General features: G+C 56.5%; 16 protein-coding genes and 1 pseudogene. 8 read left to right on the top strand and 9 right to left on the bottom strand.

Translation table 11 applies throughout. From position 1 onward, the window contains the following. Positions 1-37: 37 nt before the first annotated feature. From PL597_RS14615 to PL597_RS14590, 6 genes are all read right to left on the bottom strand, one after another. Positions 38-586: a carboxymuconolactone decarboxylase family protein gene (locus tag PL597_RS14615; protein WP_080794098.1), complete on the bottom strand. Its 549-nt coding sequence runs from the start codon at positions 584-586 to the stop codon at positions 38-40. A gap of 15 nt (positions 587-601) precedes the next feature. After that, entirely contained in the window at positions 602-1,678 is a 1,077-nt protein-coding gene (locus PL597_RS14610; protein WP_191217418.1) for an ABC transporter ATP-binding protein, read from the bottom strand. 4 nt (positions 1,679-1,682) lie between these two features. Beyond that, the gene (locus PL597_RS14605; RefSeq protein WP_416372234.1) at positions 1,683-2,561 is read right to left on the bottom strand and encodes a carbohydrate ABC transporter permease; all 879 of its coding nucleotides are present in this window, start codon (positions 2,559-2,561) and stop codon (positions 1,683-1,685) included. A 16-nt stretch (positions 2,562-2,577) separates the two neighbouring features. Further along, positions 2,578-3,471, bottom strand: a complete 894-nt coding sequence (locus tag PL597_RS14600) for a carbohydrate ABC transporter permease (protein ID WP_236760885.1) — start codon at positions 3,469-3,471, stop codon at positions 2,578-2,580. Positions 3,472-3,530: 59 nt separating this feature from the next. Continuing rightward, positions 3,531-4,769, bottom strand: a complete 1,239-nt coding sequence (locus tag PL597_RS14595; RefSeq protein ID WP_416372232.1) for an ABC transporter substrate-binding protein — start codon at positions 4,767-4,769, stop codon at positions 3,531-3,533. Positions 4,770-5,130: 361 nt separating this feature from the next. Beyond that, positions 5,131-6,501, bottom strand: a complete 1,371-nt coding sequence (locus PL597_RS14590) for an aminotransferase-like domain-containing protein (protein WP_191217415.1) — start codon at positions 6,499-6,501, stop codon at positions 5,131-5,133. Positions 6,502-6,770: 269 nt separating this feature from the next. Here PL597_RS14590 and PL597_RS14585 point away from each other — a divergent pair, with 269 nt between their 5' ends. The 8 genes from PL597_RS14585 to PL597_RS14550 are packed head-to-tail and all read left to right on the top strand — an operon-like array spanning position 6,771 to position 13,307. After that, a complete protein-coding gene (locus PL597_RS14585) occupies positions 6,771-7,253 on the top strand; it encodes an MSMEG_0572/Sll0783 family nitrogen starvation response protein (RefSeq protein ID WP_080794113.1) in 483 nt (160 codons plus the stop codon). A gap of 44 nt (positions 7,254-7,297) precedes the next feature. Then, positions 7,298-8,308, top strand: a complete 1,011-nt coding sequence (locus PL597_RS14580; RefSeq protein WP_191217414.1) for a Nit6803 family nitrilase — start codon at positions 7,298-7,300, stop codon at positions 8,306-8,308. After that, complete coding sequence (locus tag PL597_RS14575) at positions 8,301-9,422, top strand: MSMEG_0568 family radical SAM protein (RefSeq protein ID WP_191217413.1); 1,122 nt, start codon at positions 8,301-8,303, stop codon at positions 9,420-9,422. Before PL597_RS14580 ends, PL597_RS14575 begins: the two co-directional genes overlap by 8 nt. Then, positions 9,419-9,961, top strand: coding sequence for an MSMEG_0567/Sll0786 family nitrogen starvation N-acetyltransferase (locus PL597_RS14570; RefSeq protein WP_191217412.1), 543 nt, complete (start codon positions 9,419-9,421; stop codon positions 9,959-9,961). The genes PL597_RS14575 and PL597_RS14570 overlap by 4 nt, the downstream gene beginning before the upstream one ends. Continuing rightward, complete coding sequence (locus PL597_RS14565) at positions 9,958-10,929, top strand: sll0787 family AIR synthase-like protein (RefSeq protein ID WP_191217411.1); 972 nt, start codon at positions 9,958-9,960, stop codon at positions 10,927-10,929. Before PL597_RS14570 ends, PL597_RS14565 begins: the two co-directional genes overlap by 4 nt. Then, entirely contained in the window at positions 10,922-11,200 is a 279-nt protein-coding gene (locus PL597_RS14560; RefSeq protein ID WP_191217410.1) for an MSMEG_0570 family nitrogen starvation response protein, read from the top strand. The genes PL597_RS14565 and PL597_RS14560 overlap by 8 nt, the downstream gene beginning before the upstream one ends. 11 nt (positions 11,201-11,211) lie before the next feature. After that, on the top strand, positions 11,212-12,468 hold the full coding sequence (locus tag PL597_RS14555; protein WP_191217409.1) for an MSMEG_0569 family flavin-dependent oxidoreductase: 1,257 nt from the start codon (positions 11,212-11,214) through the stop codon (positions 12,466-12,468). Next, positions 12,465-13,307: a Pnap_2097 family protein gene (locus tag PL597_RS14550; protein ID WP_271365549.1), complete on the top strand. Its 843-nt coding sequence runs from the start codon at positions 12,465-12,467 to the stop codon at positions 13,305-13,307. Before PL597_RS14555 ends, PL597_RS14550 begins: the two co-directional genes overlap by 4 nt. Here the strand turns inward: PL597_RS14550 and PL597_RS14545 are convergent. The 3 genes and pseudogenes from PL597_RS14545 to gcvA all read right to left on the bottom strand — a co-directional run bounded on the left by PL597_RS14545 (position 13,304) and on the right by gcvA (position 15,810). Next, positions 13,304-13,582 (bottom strand): hypothetical protein, encoded by a 279-nt coding sequence (locus tag PL597_RS14545; protein WP_271365548.1) that lies wholly within the window; start codon positions 13,580-13,582, stop codon positions 13,304-13,306. The two genes, PL597_RS14550 and PL597_RS14545, sit on opposite strands and share 4 nt — an antisense overlap. Before the next feature lie 205 nt (positions 13,583-13,787). After that, positions 13,788-14,912, bottom strand: a pseudogene (locus PL597_RS14540) (adenylate/guanylate cyclase domain-containing protein); the annotation flags it as partial. A gap of 4 nt (positions 14,913-14,916) precedes the next feature. Next, a complete protein-coding gene (gene gcvA / locus PL597_RS14535) occupies positions 14,917-15,810 on the bottom strand; it encodes a transcriptional regulator GcvA (RefSeq protein ID WP_149148368.1) in 894 nt (297 codons plus the stop codon). Between the last annotated feature and the right edge of the window lie 11 nt (positions 15,811-15,821).

The raw sequence follows: 15,821 nt of genomic DNA, 5'->3' as shown, positions 1-15,821 counted from the left end.
ATTGTTTGGGGAATATGAGGGATCGGATTATCCGGGCTTACCCCGGAAAATCAGGGGACACTCCCTCAGGAAGAGGCAATTCGAATGTGTTGACCGTCATCGCAACGAGCGAATAATAGCCGACGATCCCCACCAGATCGACGAGACCATCGCTTCCGATGGCGTCAAGCACAGCCGCATAGGTTTCATCCGAAACCCTGCGCTGATTGTAGATTTCTACCGTAAAGCGATAAACTGCCCGGCCAGCCGCATCAGCGATCTGCGGTTCCTTCCCCAGGCGGATAGCCTCGATCACATCAGGCTCCACCCCGGCCTTGAGGGCATCCGCCTTGTGAGCATACCAGGGTAGCTCCGCATTCCACAGGCGTACGAGTGCGAGGATCGCAATTTCAGACAGTCGTGGTGCGACCGAAGAACCATATCGACAATATTGCCCCATGTTCTGTGCAGCTTCGGCCAGGAGAGGCCTATGCAGCCACAGGGCAAGTGGCCCCCTCACGCGGCCGCGGGGACCACCGGCGATAACGTCGTGAACCCTCTTCTGTTCAGGGTCCAGATTGTCCAGGTCAGGTGCGGCGAGGCGCATGCCCGTTTCCTCCCATTACAGTCGTATTTCAGTCTCGAGATCGAAGAGAGAAGACCGTTGCAGGTTAAAACCGACAGGCACTGTCATCCCAGGGGAAACGTCGGCCTGTCCGTCCATGCGGAACCGCAATGTCTGGCCGGAGAATGAAGCCCAGACGAGCGTATCGGCTCCCATCGGCTCGACAAGTTCAATAACCGTGTGGAAGCAGACATCCGAACCCTCAGAGGCAACACCAACGTTGAAATGTTCAGGACGAACACCCAGCCAGGCACTTTTCGGCCGCAGATCACTACAGAAAGAATAACCATCGAGTGGAACGCGTAAATCGCCGAAATGCAGAGCGCTACCGTCAATCCCAACCTGGAAGAAATTCATCGACGGGGAGCCGATGAAATCTGCCACGTATTTGTTGGCGGGGGTATTGTAGATTTCCTGCGGGGTCGCAAGTTGCATTACGGAACCGCCCTTCATCACGGCGATACGGTCGGCAAGTGTCATTGCCTCCACCTGATCATGCGTGACGTAGATCATCGTATTGCCGAGCTTCTGGTGGAGACGTTTGATTTCCACCCGCAAGTCCGCACGCAGTTTGGCGTCAAGGTTCGACAGGGGCTCATCGAAGAGGAATACGTCAACGTCTCTGACAAGCGCACGACCGATCGCGACGCGCTGACGCTGGCCTCCTGAAAGCGCCGATGGTTTCCGCTCAAGCAGAGGTTCTATCTGCAGCACTGACGCTGCGTTTTTGATGCGCTCCGCAATGACGTCTTTCGCGACACCGGCGTTCTTCAGGCCAAAGGAAAGGTTTCCGGCAACGGTCATTTGCGGATAAAGCGCATATGACTGGAAAACCATGCCGATACCCCGTTTGCTGGGCTCCTCCCAGGTCACGTTGCGGTCATTGATAAAGATTTGGCCATCGGTCGGTTCAATGAGGCCTGCGATACAATTGAGCAGGGTCGATTTTCCGCAACCAGATGAGCCAAGCAGGACAAGAAATTCCCCTTTGCCGATATCGAGATTGAGGTTCTTCAAAACCTCGACGGTGCCGTAGTTAAGCTTGAGTTCGCGAATTGAAATGCTCTGGTTCATGGCTTTATCCCTTGACTGCGCCTGCTGCTATCCCGCGAACGAACAGTTTTCCCGAGAGGAAGTAGATCGACAGAGGAACAAGACCTGTGAGGAGGGTCGCAGCCATATTGATGTTGTATTCCTTGACGCCCTGCACCGAGTTGACGATGTTATTCAACTGGACGGTCATTGGATAATTCTCAGGCCGGGTGAATATCACGCCGAAGAGAAAGTCATTCCAGATGCCGGTCACCTGGAGAATGACCGCGACCGTGAAAATGGGCAGCGCCATCGGCAGCATGATTTTCAGATAGATTCCCCAGAAACCGGCGCCATCAACGCGCGCGGCCTTAAAGAGCTCTTCAGGAATTGCACTGAAATAGTTCCGGAAAAGAAGCGTGAGGATCGGCATCCCGAAGACGGTGTGGACAAGCGTCAGGCCGGTGAGAGAACCATAGAGACCAATTTCTCGAAGCAGGATCACGATCGGATAGATCATCACCTGATAGGGAATGAAGGCTCCGACGATCAGGATCGTAAAGAAGACATCCGCCCCCTTGATACGCCAGTTGGCCAGAGCGTAGCCGTTGATGGAGGCAATCAGGATCGAGAGGATCACCGAGGGGATGGTGATTTTAACGGAGTTGAGAAATCCCCTTGAAAGACCTTCGCAGGTTAGGCCTGTACAGGTTGACGACCACGCCTCGACCCAAGGCTGAAACGTAATCTCGACAGGGGGAGCAAAGATGTTCCCAAGCCGGATTTCCGGCATTCCCTTCAAGGACGTGACGACCATGACGTAAAGAGGAAGCAGATAATAAATGGCGAAGACAATCAGTGTACTATAAAGCAACACCTTGTCTCGCGAGATAAAACGCTGGGGACGAGGGCCACGAGGCTCCACGCGCGAAATTGGATAATCAGGCACGTTTTTTTCCTCCAAACTCGAGAATGGCCCAGGGAATGATCACGAAAGTCACGGCGACCAACATCATTGTGGAGGCCGCGAAGGCCTGTCCAAGATTTTGCGACTGGAAAAGATAGTCGAAGACGTATTTCGCGGGCACTTCCGATGAAAGGCCAGGACCTCCCCCGGTTTGGGCGATGATGAGGTCGTAGAGTTTAATGATGCCCGACGCGATAAGAACAAGCGCAGTGACGAAGACATTGCGCATCATCGGAAGAATAACAAAAAGATAGGTCTTCCAGGTGGGAATACCGTCCACCCGCGTTGCCTTCCATATATCCTCATCAATGCCGCGTAGTCCCGCAAGCATCAGGCACATCACCAGCCCGACACCGTGCCAGAGCGCTGCGGCGATGACGCCAAAGAGGACCAGTTGCGGGTCGTAAAGCGGATCGAAGGAGAAGCCGGTAAATCCAAGCCCCCGAACAAAGCTCTGGATGCCGAATTCCGGGTTGAGCAGCCATTGCCACACCAGTCCAGTGACGATGAAGCTCAGCGCATAGGGATATAGAAAGATCGCGCGAAACGTGTTTTCGAAACGTATTTTCCGATCCAGCATCGCCGCGAGCACGAAACCCAGCAACAGGGAAAGGACAAGCATCATCGCGCCATAGATGGCAAGGTTTTCGATTGATATTAGCCAACGCCGCGAACCCCAGAGCCTTTGATACTGGCTCAGCCCCACCCATTCCGCATTGGGAAGAAGCCTGGAATTCGTAAATGAATAACCGATGGTCCACAGTGTACAGCCGAGGTAAACGACCAGAGCCGTCACCACCATGGGAATTGAAGCGGCAAGTGCGCTCGCATTGCCGAGCCGCCATCGCCTGAAAGCAACCTTAGACATAAATTTTTCTCTGATTTGAGCGAAATTGGGCGTCGTGGAGACCCCCGGCGACGTCCCCGTCAGTCGGCGTCCGCGATTATTGCGACAAACTCGCTTTGCGCCCGTTCCGCCGTAAAGCTGTCATCGCTGAAGAACTCCACGACAAGATCGGTAATGCGCCCCACGGAGTCCGGCGAGAGCAGGCTGTTGACGCTTCGGATAACCTGCCCCTTTGCCAGGATATCCAGCCCCTTTTTCATGCAGACACTGGCTTCCTTGACCTCTATGTCGCTGCGCACCGGCAGCGCACCTTTGATCAGGTTAAATTTCACCTGGACGGAAGCGTCAACAATCGTGGACGCCAGCGCCTCCTGAGCCGCCTCGATATCCTTGCTTTTTACTTTCGGGAAATAAAACGCATCGCCTGCTGTCGTAATGTAGGGATGAACGCCGAGCCCTGCGAGGCAATCATAATCCTTGCCGGCCGTCAGTCCGGCTTGCTCGAATTCGCCCTGAACCCAGTCACCCATGATCTGCCCGGCCGCCCGACCATCAATGACCATCTGGGCCGCCGTGTTCCATTCCTGGACATTCGACTTTTTCGACAGGCGCCGCGCATCCGCAGCGGCTGCAAAAACCTTCGCAACTTCCGGACCTGCCGCAAGGTCGGTATTTTTGTCTCCGTAAACCTTTTCAAAGATTTCGGGGCCGCCAATCGAAACCATCAGCACATTGAAGAGGAGCTGGATCTGCCAGGGCTGTCGCCCCGCGGCCAGAGGAACGATACCCTTCTCTTCGAGAGCGGGTGCAGCGGCGACGAACTCGTTCCAGTTTTTCGGCACAGGGAGTCCAGCCCTCTCGAAAGCCTTGTGTCCGAGCCACAGCCACTGTTGGGAATGAATATTCGACGGGACGCAATAGACACGCCCCTCATAGGTGCAGTCTTCGAGCAAAGACTGCGGATGGATTTTGTCGAGCCAGCCTTCACGTTTTGCGAGATCGGTGACATCGCGCATGAGGCCGGCTTGAACCAGCTCCTTCATAGCCTTGCCATGCGTAAATTGCGTCGCACCCATCGGGTCTCCGCCGGTAATTCGACTGGTGATGAGCGGCCGGGCCACACCACCGGCCCCGGCAATGGCGCCATCCTTCCAGACATTGCCCGTGGCGTTGAATGCCTCCGCCAGTACGCGAACCGCCGCCGCTTCGCTACCGGACGTCCACCAATGAGTCACCTCAAGCTCGGTCGCGTTGGCAGCATTAACGGTATTCAGACCTAAAACGGCAACCGTCGCGTACAACCAATGTTTCACATGCACCTCCTCTGCATCGTCATAGCCAAATTTAAAACGATTAATACAGAGGTTTCCTCTCTAGTAACGGAGACTCTTGATTAGGCTCAGGCCAACCATAAATTGGGCATGCCTCCACGGGATGGAATCCCAGGAGCGTTGCCGGCCCAACAGATGGCCGAACAGAGAGCAAAATATGCGCGCGAGAGTAGACTTTGATCGCGCCAAGGCCGGCTTTTGCTTTCAAAGCCGATGTGCTGTGTTATGCCGTCTCGTCAAGAGACACAGCCTCCAAAGCCAAAGTCAAGCAGCATTCCACTATACCGGGCACGCAATTTTGCCGAGCTAGCCTTTTTTTCAGAATGTCCAGAAAGTGAAAGTTTCGAAGTTAACCCATCCAACCAATATCCGAGAGTGTATTGGCCATAAACAGGAGACCGGCCTGCAACTCCTCACGCTTCACCGTACCGCCAAGGCAAACCCGGACGTGTTCATCGGGCGTGCCGAGGACGGTAAATGCGTCCGAGGGCATCAGTCCCACATGGCGCCCCGCCATGCGTCCCATCAACTCGGCCCGACTGGCGCCGGTTGGCAGCTTTAGCCAAATGTTGAAGGCTTCAGGCTCCCCCAGAAATTCATATCCTTTGAACGTCTCGGCAGCAATCTTCTGACGCACCGCGCTTTCTGTCCTGACAAACCGGCGAATGGCGTCCGCAGTCCCATCTTCGATCCACCGAGTTGCAAGAGCCATACAAAGCGGAGACGGCATGACCGCGCTGGCTCGGATCGCTTGCGCCAATGAGTAGGCAGCCTTGGCGCTCGGCGCAACCGTATAGGCGAGACGAAGGCCTGCACCCAGACATTTGGCAAGCCCCCCGATATGCCAAGTCAAGTTGGGCGCCATGGTCGCAAACGGAGCTGGCGCCGACGCGGGAATAAAGCCATATGCGTCATCTTCGATCAGTGGAAGCCGATGACGGATCAGCACTTCGGCAATCTCCATGCGCCGTGTTTGAGGTATTGTTATTGTTGTCGGGTTCTGGACAGTGGGATTCAGGTAAAGCGCTTTCGGCTGATGCAGGTGAATGGCGGCATCCAGTTTGTCCGGAAGAATGCCCGCACCATCCATCGGCAAGCCAACCAGTTGCAGCCCCATACGCGCCGCAATTGCCCGCAAACCGGGATAGGTAATCGCTTCACACAGGATAACGTCGCCCTGACGCGTCATTGTCGACAATATTGCCGTCATCGTCGCATGCGCTCCAGGGGTGATCGAGATGCGCTCGAGGCTTGGAACCATTCCTCTCTTGGAGAGCCACGACGAGGCCGCGGCTTTATCCTGATTGCTGCCGGTCGTTGATTGATATCGAAGCAACGGTATGAGATTTGCCGACACCGTGCGAAGGCCGTCCTGCATGCGGGCAATCAACTCGGCGTCCTGCGGCTCCGGCGGCATGTTCATGGAGAGATCTTCATCCCGGGCACGATGAGGATTTGCTTCATGACGTGAGTGAGCAGGAGCGCAAGCAAACGTACCGCGGCCGACGTGGCTCTCGACCAGCCGCCTTGCATGGGCTTCTGCGTAGGCACGGGTAACGGTCGTAAAGTCGATCCCCAGACGGTCGGCCAGTTTGCGCTGTGGCGGCAGCCTGTCTCCTGGCGCAAACTCACCGCTCTTCACCGCCGCTTCAATCGCATCCGCAATTTGCAGATATCTGGGCTTACCATCCTGTCTCAATACGGGGGGCCAACTTGCCATTACGCGTCTCATTTCTGGATAATTTTGTAATTGTTTCGCATTGTATGTAAGTCTGCCGCACATTTCAACCCATCCAACATCGCAACAAAAATGACAATTATTTGGGCGATACGCGCCTATTTATTCGTCAAGACGGACAAGTTTGGTGCAATTTATCGATTGTTCTTTTGCTTTTTCGATTTTATTGTATGGGTATTGCACTTGTTATTGATTCATACAATTTTCGTCGTACGCTTTAGCATCCCAACCGCACAACAGGAGCGAGATTGATGCCTCAGGTAACGCACGAAGCCCATAAAGACGGCGACTTCTTCGTGGACTACGAAACGAAGGTTTTTGAGGATGTAAAAGCAGATCCGGGAGAGAAAGCGCTGGTGACCTTTCACACTGTCGCTTTCGAAGGATCCATCGGCCTTGTCAACATTCTGAATGCCATCCGCCTTCAGCGCAAGGGTTACGAAACATCCATTCTGCTTTATGGCCCCGGCGTCACACTCGGCATCCAAAGAGGTTTCCCGAAGCTTGGCGACGAAGCCTTCCCGGGCCACCTGAATTTCAACAAGAACCTGGAGCGTTTCATGAAGGAAGGCGGCAAGGTCTATGCATGTCGTTTTGCTCTTCAGGCGCTTTACGGCCATGGCGAGCCATCGCTGATCCCGGGTATCATTCCCGTCCTTCCCCAAGACGTTCTCGACTGCGTGTTGCTGCACAAGAAGGCCAACGCGCTGATCATCGACACCTGGACGGTCTAAGCGACCTGTGCGGCGCGGCCATTTCGCGCCGCGCCTTCAGCAAGATGATTGTAAAGGAGCCAGCCGTGTCCAAAATCGTTCGCGCCGCCGCTGTACAGATATCCCCCGACCTCACTTCGCGTGCAGGTACGATTGAACGGGTGCTTAACGCCATTGCCGAGGCTGCCGACAAAGGCGCTGAATTCATCGTCTTTCCAGAGACATTCGTTCCCTGGTATCCCTATTTCAGTTTTGTCATGCCACCCATGCTGCAGGGTCCCGAGCACCTTCGCCTCTATGAGGAAGCCGTTACGGTTCCTTCCATGGAGACTATGGCCGTTGCAGATGCCGCACGCAAACGCGGCGTCGTTGTCGTGCTGGGTGTGAACGAGCGCGATCACGGCTCCCTCTACAATACACAACTCGTCTTCGATGCGGACGGCAGTTTGAAACTGAAACGCCGCAAGATCACCCCAACCTATCACGAGCGCATGATCTGGGGTCAGGGCGACGGGTCCGGCTTGAAAGTCGTGGATACGGCTGTCGGGCGCGTGGGCGCTTTGGCCTGCTGGGAACATTACAATCCCCTCGCCCGATATTCGCTCATGGCCCAGCACGAAGAAATTCACGCAGCACATTTCCCGGGCTCATTGGTAGGACCGATCTTCGCAGAGCAGATCGAGGTGACAATGCGCCACCACGCCCTGGAATCGGGATGTTTCGTCGTGAATGCGACGGCATGGTTGAGCGAGGAACAGATCGCCTCGATCAATCCCGATCCCAAACTGCAAAAAGGACTTCGGGATGGTTGCATGACCTGCATCATAACCCCCGAGGGTCGCCACGTCGTGCCACCGTTGACTGCCTCGGAGGGCGTCCTCATCGCCGATCTCGATATGAAGCTGATCACAAAGCGCAAGCGGATGATGGACAGCGTCGGCCATTATGCGAGACCGGAACTTCTCCACCTCGTTCATGATGCCCGGCCCGCAAAGGCACTGGAAACACTTGAACCAAACCTGCCGCTGCTCAACGCAGAGCAAACCCCCGTGAAACAGGAGCGTGAAGATGCGTGATAACGTCGACATGGTCATTCCTGAGCTCATCAACGACCTTCAAACAAAGGGGATGCGGCTCGTGGATCCACGCGCCGGACACGAGAGCCGTCGCGGCGGTGCCGGTCCCTCCGACCACAAGGCCGTAAGTTTTGGCGAGACGACTGTGATGATACCGGTCCATACCGCACCGGCTTTCGACAGCCCCTACCTTGTGGAAGCACCGGACGACAATGGACGTGCCCGCATCACCAGGCAGGGAATAGAAGTTGCCAAAGTCCGATTTCCGAACCGGCCGAAATTCTATGATCTGACGACCGAAGACGGTATCCCCTACAACAAGATCGCGGTTCTTCACTCTCGCGACGTCCTCGCCACCACGGTGTTGCAGACATGCATCCGGTATGAGAGCCGGAAGAAAACCTGTCAGTTCTGTTCAATCGGACAGAGTCTTGCAGCCGGGCGTACGATCGCGCACAAGACGCCTCAACAGTTGGCTGAAGTAGCCAAAGCCGCAGTTGAACTGGACGGCGTGAAGCACATGGTCATGACGACCGGCACGCCGCCAGGCCAAGATCGCGGTGCAGCGATCCTGGCAGAAAGCGCTCGTGCAGTAAAAGCAGCCGTCAATCTACCCATCCAGGTTCAGTGTGAGCCGCCTGAAGACGACAATTGGCTTCAGCGAATGAATGACGCTGGCGCCGATGCGCTCGGCATGCACCTTGAGGCAGTGACCCCTGACGTCCGCAATCGGATAATGCCAGGCAAGGCAACCGTGCCGCTTGAAAAATATTTCTCGAGTTTTGAAGCAGCTGTCAAGGTTTTCGGGCGCGGGCAGGTTTCAACCTATATCCTCGCCGGTCTTGGCGATACAGCCGAAGCAATCCTCGATGTCTCCGACCGTCTCGTACGGATGGGGGTGTATCCTTTTGTCGTTCCGTTCGTTCCGATTTCCGGCACCCCGCTGGAGAGCCACGCCGCGCCAAGCTCCGAGTTTATGGCGAGCATCCTGAAACCTCTGTCCAATATCATTTTGGATGGCGGGCTCAGGGCAACCGACATCAAGGCAGGTTGTGGCAAATGCGGCGCCTGTTCGGCCCTTTCAACCTACGAGAAGTTGAGGGTGCCAGCATGAGCGGCGTGAGCCATTCGTCCTTTGTAAGCCCGGAATTCATTATTCGTGCCGCGACCGAAAACTGGGAGCTCCAGGGCGTCGCGCGGCTTCGTCACGCGGTGTTTGTTGACGAACAACGGATTTTCAAACTGCACGACCGTGACGAGGTCGATGATGTGGCGATCCCTCTTGCAGCGATTACGACGATGGCGGCAGAACCTGCCGAAGTCGTGGGCACGGTCCGCATCCATCAAAATTCTCCCGGAATCTGGTGGGGCTCGAGGCTCGCTGTCGACTGTAATTATCGACGGGTAGGCAAGCTCGGCGCCGAGTTGATCCGCCTGGCGGTCTGCTCCGCGAACGGCATGGGGTGCGTCCAGTTCAACGCTCACGTTCAACAGCAGAACGTTCCACTGTTCCGTCGCCTTCATTGGGATTGTGTTGGCCCGGTCGATCTTCACGGCGTTCCTCACATGCATATGCGCGCGGCGCTGGATCATTATCCCGCTATTCTCAGCCCCGAGACCGGTTGGTGCGCAAGATCTCGGAGGGCGGGATGATGTTGGAAGCCCTGGCAAAAGAGCTCGCCGCCCACCCTTCGATACTCGGAAAACTCGATATTGCTGCCTCCACCAAAGCTCTCGGGCTTTCCGCCTCGACGATCGGCAGGCCCGGCGATGACGCAGCCGCCATCAAACGTCCCGAAGGAGGCTGGGATCTGCTCGCGGGTGAAGGGTTCATGCCCCAATTCGTCAATGATGATCCGTGGTTCGCGGGTTGGTGCGGCGTAATGGTCAACCTCTCCGACATCGCCGCCATGGGGGGGCGCGCAACCGCACTTCTCAACGCCGTTTGGGCTCCGGATGTCGCGACCGCTGAACCTCTGCTCAAAGGCTTGAAGGATGCAGCGTCAGCTTACGGTATTCCTATCGTCGGCGGGCACACCAATCTGCGCACTACCGAGCTCAACCTTTCAGTTTCGGTTCTAGGACATGCAAGACAACTGATTTCCAGCTTCACGGCAAAAGCCGGTGACGTTCTTGTCGCGGCGATAGATCATAGAGGACGCTATCGTCCACGCTTCGACAACTGGTGCGCTGCACTCGACGCGCCTCATTCCCGGCTTCGTGGCGATTATGAACTTCTGCCGCAATTGGCTGAATCAGGTCTGGCGAGATCGGGCAAGGATATCAGCCAGGGCGGGATCGCCGGCACGGCCTTGATGCTGGCGGAATGCTCACGATGCGGTTTCGATATTGACCTTGAGGCCATCCCTCGGCCTGACGGCGTCGAGATTGGTCGGTGGCTGCGAACATTCCCAAGCTTTGGATTTTTGCTTTCTGTCGATCCCGCGAAGGCAACCTCAGTCTGCGCAGCTTTTGCAGCACGCGACATAAGCGCGGTTGCGATAGGCCACGCCACCAATCACGCACAGATAAATTTCAAACATGAAGGTTCAAAGGCGACATTCTGGAATTACGGAATCTCACCTTACCTCACGCTTTCCAAGGAGGCTTCCAATGCCTGAAGTTCACTTCACGATCCGCTGGCCGGATGGAATGGAGGAGAAATGCTATTCTCCCTCGACAGCAATACAAAACCACCTCCAGGTCGGAGAAACCTATCCCGTCCCAGAATTTCTACAGCACGTGCGAGCTGGCTTAAACGAAGCTTCGGAACGTGTCGCCGCCAAGTACGGCTTCACCTGCTCGTCCGCGTTGGACCAATTGGCCAAGATTGAAGAAACCGCTACGCGCCAGGCCGCTGAGGGCCAAGTCGCTTGCCTATCGTTCTCCTGAAGGAACAAGCCATGACTGATGGTCGAGAGTCGAATATCCCCGTTGTCATCATCGGGGGCGGACAGGCGGGTTTATCCGTAAGCTGGTACCTTACCCGCGAAGGAGTCGAGCATATCGTGATCGAGCGTCACCGCCGGTTCGAGAGCTGGCGGAATAACCGTTGGGACTCTTTCTGTCTAGTGACGCCAAACTGGCAGTGCCGCCTGCCGGGTTGGTCTTACAAGGGAAAGGATCCGGACGGCTTCATGCTAAAGGACGAGATCGTCGATTATCTCGACGGCTTTGCCGAAAGCTTTAACCCACCCCTGGTCGAAGGCGTGGATGTCACCAAGGTGGAACCCCGCCCCGAGGGCGGCTATCGTGTCGAGACGACTGCAGGCACATGGTTGGCCGATCAGGTCGTTGTCGCCACAGGTGGCTACGATCACCCTATCGTACCTCCATTTGCCAGAGATATCGATCCATCCATCGTGCAGATGCACTCGCGCGACTACCGGAGACCTTCACAGCTGCCAGACGGCGCAACTCTCATCGTTGGCACGGGCCAATCCGGTGTGCAGATTATGGATGATTTTCATCTTGAAAGCCGGCCGGTACATCTGGCCGTCGGTCCTGCTCCGCGTAGCCCGAGGAAATATCGCGGTCGCGACGCCACCGACTGGTTATACGATGCCGGCACTTACGCCGTCACCATCGATGAGCATCCGGACCCGGTAAAAGCTCTTACCCAAACCAATCACTATATGTCAGGGCGCGATGGCGGAAAGGAAATCGATCTTCGGAAATACGCGCTCGAAGGTGTCAGGCTCTACGGTTCGGCAGCAGACGGTAAGGGATTGACAATGAATTTCCTTCCTGACCTCGAGAAAAACCTTGATGACGCAGACCGTAGCTACATGGGAATTCGCCAGCAGATCGACAAATGGATCAGTTCCCAAGGAATAACCGCACCGGAAGAACCACCATTCGAGAAGGTGTGGAAACCGGAACGTGAAATCGAGGAAATAGACCTGTCAGCTGCCGGAATCTCGTCGATAATCTGGGCGATAGGTTTTCGCCCCGACTACTCCTGGCTTGAGGTGGACTGCCTTGATGAGCGAGGCAAGCCGAAATTCCATCGCGGGGTGACCAAATCGCCGGGGCTATATTTTATTGGCCTGGGTTGGCTCAATACCTGGGGTTCGGGGAGATTTCTCGGCATTGACGAGGATAGCCATTACCTGGCCGAGCAAATTGTCGCGCTTCAAAAGGCCAGGTTTGCGGCATGAGCGCCAGACCTTTGCTCGTCCAGCAAAAGACGCCCCTCACCGAGCGACATGTTCTCGGCATGGCGGAAATGGGGTATCGCGGGCTTTCCGAGCAGTGGCTCCTGCGACGTGCAGGTGATCTGCATTGGCGGCTCATCGCAAGAGCGATGGGGCAAACCGAGACCCTCTTCACATGCGCCAAGGGAGAGCCGCTCTACGCGGCCTTCCGTTCCACCAGCTTGCGTATGATCAGGCCGGCGGCACCTTATCTGGGGGGGAATCTTGAACTATCAGGAGAACTCTACCGCTCGGCGCAAGGGCATCTGGCGTCGCGACAAACAATAACTTTCGACGGCGAAGTTATCGGTGGCCTGACATTGGCGTCCACCTTCGTCGGTCGATCAGCAGACGGGAGCAATCGCACGATTGTCAGACGCAGCCCGAAAGCACTGGCCGTTCCACCAGATGCTCCAGTGCCGGTCCAGCGTATCGTCGACAGGGCAGCCGCCACCGCACGTCGGATGCTCCAAGACAGGCACGCATGGCTTGAGGTAAATAAAGGGTCTGAAGCAAGCAAGGGTGAAAAAATCTTGCCTTGCCCGGCCACGGACTTTAACGCCGCAGGCCTGCTCTACTTCCCGTCTTACAGCGCCCTCTCCGATCGTGCACTCTTTCAGGCGGGGGAAACACAAACAGATTTCATCGCTGCAAGAGAAGTTTCGTATGTTGGGAATGTCGAGCCTGGCGAAATCATAACAGTGACATTCAAGCGCACCGCTCGTGGATATGTTATCGGGATATTCGGTGTCGATGATCGTCCGCTGGCCGCAATGCGCATCCGAACGCGAGCACAGAGTTAACGATCCTCACGGTGGGTTTGGGGAGAATGCATCCGGTCCATGACGTCGCCGTCGACTGGCGCGGCATGGAAAAAGAGCACGACCGGCGGCCCCGCCAAGGCGCTGGCGTCCAGCCATTGATCTGCACCGAAAAGTGGCTCCGGCTCAGAATTGCTGCCGTTGGGAAGAGGATGCATCTGATCCATCGGAGGATCAACATATGCAGCATCGATTTCATTGCGCGAGACCTCCATTGGCGGCTTTGCAATAGATGCGATCAGGGTTGTCACGGACAACAGTCAGATCCCCGTCGCTCCAAGGGGTTGTCCGCACTGCCGACGCCCTCACAGCCTGCGGGCCACTCTTTGATCGCTTGAACACTCAGACCTTTGGAGAACGCATAATCCGCTTGCCAGTTGATTGCGCTTTTGCCGGCGTGTCGGCCGTGTTGCGCACTTTCCTTTCCTCTGGCCTCTGTCCGCCGGGCAGAGCAAGATTACCGAGTGTATAGAGCTCGACCGGCTCGTCAAATCCCCTTAGGTCGTAGCGACCGATGGTCGTCGTCCCGCTCGAATTGAGAAGCTTTACAAATCGCTCCGACATCAACAGCGAACGGCCTGTCTCGCTACAAATGGCCTGAACTCGGCTCACAAGATTGACGTCCGGCCCGATCACGGTGAAATCGAGCCGAAGGCCCGAGCCGATGTTGCCGTAGCTTACTTCTCCGTAGTGTAGTGCGATACCGGCCTGGAGTTTCGCATCGGGCGCTGTAAACCGGCCCAGACTCTCCAGCGCATCCTGAGCGCCTTGCAGTGCAGCAGAGCAGGCCGCGGCGGCCTCGTTGTAATGAAAAAAAGCAAGGACAGCGTCACCCATGAATTTGATCACCTCGCCGCCCGCATGAGTAATCGCCGGTACGACATGATCGAAATAAGCGTTGAGCAGTTCGAGCACGCGCTCGTTGGTCAGTCTGTTCGACAGCTGCGTGAATCCGCGCAGATCACAAAGCATCAAAGCGGCTTCGAGTGTTTCAAGTTGGCCGCGGCGGATGCCGCCGGCCAGGATTCGTTGTGCTGTTGTAGGGCCTACATAGGTATCGAGGAGCGTCAACTCGACTCTCCTGAGAGTGCGCAGTTCGCAAGCATTGCGCAGCGCCGGGACGATACGGTTTAATGCCGCACGCTCGGAAGCAGCGAACCCGCTTGGTCGGGTCGTTGAGAAAGACGCCGCGCTGACCAACCCGTCGGCATTGCACAAAGGGAAAATGACGAATTCGACGAGCCCGCGCCCCTCGAAAAGGTCAGTATGGATCCAGGCAGGGTCGCTCGAGCCGTCAAGCCGCACGATCAGCGGCTCGCGCGTCTCCATAACACGTCGGATCGGGTTGTCAGCCAGTGCCTTAGATATTTCGATGCCATACTCTCTGTCCCGCGCCTCCGCCGTCTCGTTGGGCGCCCAGGCTGCAGTCCGTCCGAGAATTTCGGGGTGAAGTGTCCGAAGATGGAGTGTCAGCCGGTCGAGAGGCAAGCCTGCTGTCGTGAGACGCTGTCCCAAGCCTGCGGCCAGGCCGGCGTCGTCGGCTTCGTGGCATTCGTCTCCTGTTAGCCATTCAATGATCTCGATCATCGCTTTAGGAACCGTCCTCCGCGTTGATCTGCTCACGCATCCAAACCAGGAACTTCTGGAGCGGCAGAGACGGCGAAACGTTCTTGGGCCAGGTTAGAAAATATCCTTCGCCGCTATAGCAGGTCATGTCGAAAGGGGCGACGAAGCTGCCCGCCTGGAGGTGGCGGGTGACGAAGACTTTCGTCGCGATGGCGACGCCAATATCCAGCGACGCAGCTTCATAGGCAAGGGCGGAGCTTTCAAAGCGGATGCCGGGCTCGGGGTCGACTGCCGCCCCCACGCGCTTGAGCCATGCATGCCAGTCGGTGGGGCGAGCCATGGAGTGGAGAAGCCTGACACGGCTGAGGTCGGTAGGGTCCTTGAGTTTATGGGCCGCCTGAAATGCCGGCGAACAGATCGGGATGAGCTCGACGTCGACGAGCTTTTCGCAATGGAGATCAGGCCAGTTTCCTTTCCCCGCACGAATGGCGGCATCCAGATTCTGGGTTTCGAAATCCACCGGCGCGATGGAAGAACTCAAGCGCACCTCGATGCGGGGGAAGGCGTCATGGAACTCCGTCAGGCGCGGGATGAGCCAGCGCTGAGAGAATGTTGTGTAGGACTGGATCGCCAGAATGTCTCGCCTGCCCCGCCGCGACACGCGCTTGGCAGCGTTACCTATCTCGAGGAAGGCGCGGGTGACACCGTCGTAGAGCTGCTGTCCTTCATCGGTCAACTCGATGCCGCGATGCAGCCGCTTGAACAGGACGACGCCAAGGTAATCCTCCAGAACCTTGACCTGCCGGCTGACAGCAACCTGCGACACGTTCAACTCTTGCGCCGCATGGGTCAGGCTGGACAGGCGTGCTGCCGCTTCGAAGGTCCGCAGCGGGTTGAGGGGCGGGATTGAATTGCTCATGATTCATTCAT

It is taken from the genome of Agrobacterium sp. ST15.13.013 (genome assembly GCF_027956525.1).
Lineage (GTDB): Bacteria > Pseudomonadota > Alphaproteobacteria > Rhizobiales > Rhizobiaceae > Agrobacterium > Agrobacterium salinitolerans.
This window is presented reverse-complemented; position numbering and strand designations above follow the sequence as displayed.

Excerpts from the sequence above, each read along its gene's own strand:
- gcvA (WP_149148368.1), bottom strand. The coding sequence starts at position 15,810 with ATGAGCAATTCAATCCCGCCCCTCAACCCGCTGCGGACCTTCGAAGCG.
- PL597_RS14615 (WP_080794098.1), bottom strand. The coding sequence starts at position 586 with ATGCGCCTCGCCGCACCTGACCTGGACAATCTGGACCCTGAACAGAAG.
- PL597_RS14575 (WP_191217413.1), top strand. The coding sequence starts at position 8,301 with ATGCGTGATAACGTCGACATGGTCATTCCTGAGCTCATCAACGACCTT.
- PL597_RS14550 (WP_271365549.1), top strand. The coding sequence starts at position 12,465 with ATGAGCGCCAGACCTTTGCTCGTCCAGCAAAAGACGCCCCTCACCGAG.
- PL597_RS14580 (WP_191217414.1), top strand. The coding sequence starts at position 7,298 with ATGATTGTAAAGGAGCCAGCCGTGTCCAAAATCGTTCGCGCCGCCGCT.
- PL597_RS14555 (WP_191217409.1), top strand. The coding sequence starts at position 11,212 with ATGACTGATGGTCGAGAGTCGAATATCCCCGTTGTCATCATCGGGGGC.
- PL597_RS14585 (WP_080794113.1), top strand. The coding sequence starts at position 6,771 with ATGCCTCAGGTAACGCACGAAGCCCATAAAGACGGCGACTTCTTCGTG.
- PL597_RS14560 (WP_191217410.1), top strand. The coding sequence starts at position 10,922 with ATGCCTGAAGTTCACTTCACGATCCGCTGGCCGGATGGAATGGAGGAG.
- PL597_RS14570 (WP_191217412.1), top strand. The coding sequence starts at position 9,419 with ATGAGCGGCGTGAGCCATTCGTCCTTTGTAAGCCCGGAATTCATTATT.
- PL597_RS14610 (WP_191217418.1), bottom strand. The coding sequence starts at position 1,678 with ATGAACCAGAGCATTTCAATTCGCGAACTCAAGCTTAACTACGGCACC.
- PL597_RS14600 (WP_236760885.1), bottom strand. The coding sequence starts at position 3,471 with ATGTCTAAGGTTGCTTTCAGGCGATGGCGGCTCGGCAATGCGAGCGCA.
- PL597_RS14590 (WP_191217415.1), bottom strand. The coding sequence starts at position 6,501 with ATGGCAAGTTGGCCCCCCGTATTGAGACAGGATGGTAAGCCCAGATAT.
- PL597_RS14565 (WP_191217411.1), top strand. The coding sequence starts at position 9,958 with ATGATGTTGGAAGCCCTGGCAAAAGAGCTCGCCGCCCACCCTTCGATA.